The organism is Lysinibacillus sp. NPDC059133 (assembly GCF_042755925.1).
Classification (GTDB): Bacteria; Bacillota; Bacilli; order Bacillales_A; family Planococcaceae; genus Lysinibacillus.
Window position 1 is genome coordinate 1 of sequence record NZ_JBHZDH010000117.1, and the last position, 2,079, is coordinate 2,079.

General features: G+C 33.4%; 2 protein-coding genes. One reads left to right on the forward strand and one right to left on the reverse strand.

Annotated elements, in window-relative coordinates:
• Positions 1-376: 376 nt before the first annotated feature.
• Positions 377-511, reverse strand: a complete 135-nt coding sequence (locus ACFXN8_RS26405; RefSeq protein WP_376074488.1) for a hypothetical protein — start codon at positions 509-511, stop codon at positions 377-379.
• A 766-nt stretch (positions 512-1,277) separates the two neighbouring features.
• On the opposite strand from ACFXN8_RS26405, the gene ACFXN8_RS26410 reads away from it, so the two are divergent.
• The gene (locus ACFXN8_RS26410; protein ID WP_386848320.1) at positions 1,278-1,814 is read left to right on the forward strand and encodes a GNAT family N-acetyltransferase; all 537 of its coding nucleotides are present in this window, start codon (positions 1,278-1,280) and stop codon (positions 1,812-1,814) included.
• Positions 1,815-2,079: the final 265 nt, after the last annotated feature.

Consider the following 2,079-nt stretch of genomic DNA (forward strand, 5'->3'; position numbering starts at 1 on the left):
GTAATTGTTTGTGTGGTAACTAACAATTTTACATGAGAATCTCTCTTTTTATTTAATTTTCATTGGAAGAAACTAGATAATCAACACGCGTGATGAAAAGCGTAAGTAGAAAAATGAAATTAACTATTTAACGAAGTATCTTGAGATGAAGAGGCAGGGACCGACGATATTTGTCTCAAAACATTTAGAACAGTTCTGCCACTACCCTATGAGTATGAGAAACATGAAAAAGGACTTCCGTTAATACACGCAAGCCCTAGAATAGAACCAAACATTGCGTCTAATTTAGCCCATTTTATTGCTTTAAGTTACTTTAATAAAAATGTAAATTTAACTACTTAAATTAAGGTGACCAATTTGGGCATTTGGGATAATACTATACACCAGTCCATACTAAAGTTCTTAATAAATAAAATAAGCCAAGACCGGCAATAATCAATAAAACGAATAAAACAATAGCAAAGGCAAAATTTGTACCTGGTGTATTTACTCCATAAGATGGATAACTCAAAACAATCCCCTCCTTATAAAAATTTATAGCAGGATTATTTGAAGAAAGGAACAGTAATATTATTTTAGGCTGTAATAATACGTCACAGCCTTTATAATACTTTCCTTTTTATTGATAAAATACAGCTATGGGCACTGGGGAGAAGGGATTAATGTCGATTTTCTAACGTTATTTTAAAGTGTGGTTCACATTTACCGGCATCCATTTCTCTAAACGTTGGAATGCGGTATTTCCCACTAGGCCCATATAAGAAAGCGCCACAAGTAATGACTGATAGCTGCAATTTTAAGACTTGCCTTCAGGTGCGCACTAGATCATTGATGAAATAGAAAATAAGGTGCTATTGGAACAATGGTTGTGGCAAATTAATATTACAACCACAAACACATGAAACTTCTTTTTTATCTTTATAGTATGTTGTACGAAGTAAAGAACTCAGGGCCAATTACCTTATGTATGGAAGGGTTTTAATCATGAATTATTGATAAAATTGTTCAGCACGGGAAGTTCGGGATGAATTTGCTAAGTTTATTGGCATGAGAGACCATTTCATTATCCATCTATAAAGAGCTATTTTTAGAATTTTTATGGCTTTCTTTGTATGGATTTTCCTGCATTGATTGGAATGAACCTTGTTGGATATATTGTCATTAATATAGGTATTGTTCTATCGAATTTGTTGAACATTTAAAAAATCAGTAGTGCAACTCTCACTCTTTTCATATAAAATCTAACTTATAACTTATTTGGAAATGGAGTGTAGAAGATGTTTCCTATTTTAGATACTGAACGATTAGTGTTAAGAGAACTTACCGAACATGACGCCCAAGAAGTTTTAAATTGTTTTTCAAATCCTGATGTATTACGCCACTATGGGCAGAATCCTTTAACAAATTTAGAGCAGGTTAAACAAATAATTAAAAATTTTTCAAAGAATTATGATGAAAAACGTGGAATTAAATGGGGAATTACCTTAAAAGGGCAAGAAGGTATTATTGGTACTATTGGTTTTCAAGAATGGTCTACTGAGCATAAAAGAGCTGAAATTAGCTATGCACTTTTTCCTGAGAGCTGGGGTAAAGGATATGCAAAGGAAGCTGTTGATAGAGTCCTATCATTTGGCTTCCAAGAGATGGATTTAATGCGTATTGGAGCTATTGTTTTCACTGAAAATGAAGCTTCAAATAAACTGTTAATCAAATTGGGTTTTGAAAAAGAAGGGATATTAAAAAATTATATGCACCAAAACGGTGTTCCGTATGACACTAATATTTTTTCTCTAATAAAGGTTAAAACATCATAAAATGGCCAGGACCAAGATAGATTAATTACTGTCTTGGTCTTTATCATTAAAACGATTAAATAAAGCGATTCTTACTTAGCAAAGCGTCAGCTACATTGTTCAGCCAGAGGTAAAGGTTTTCCAAACTAAGTGACTTGTTTTGATAGTGGGAAATAGTAATCGGAAATTTACTGACTACTCCCACAGCTAAAGCAGTGGGGTTCTTATGTACTTAAGAGAAGCGTTACAAAGCTCTCCACAGATGGTGTTGCCATGTCCTGTGTAC

Coding starts and splice junctions, on each gene's coding strand:
- ACFXN8_RS26410 (WP_386848320.1), top strand. CDS start 1,278: ATGTTTCCTATTTTAGATACTGAACGATTAGTGTTAAGAGAACTTACC.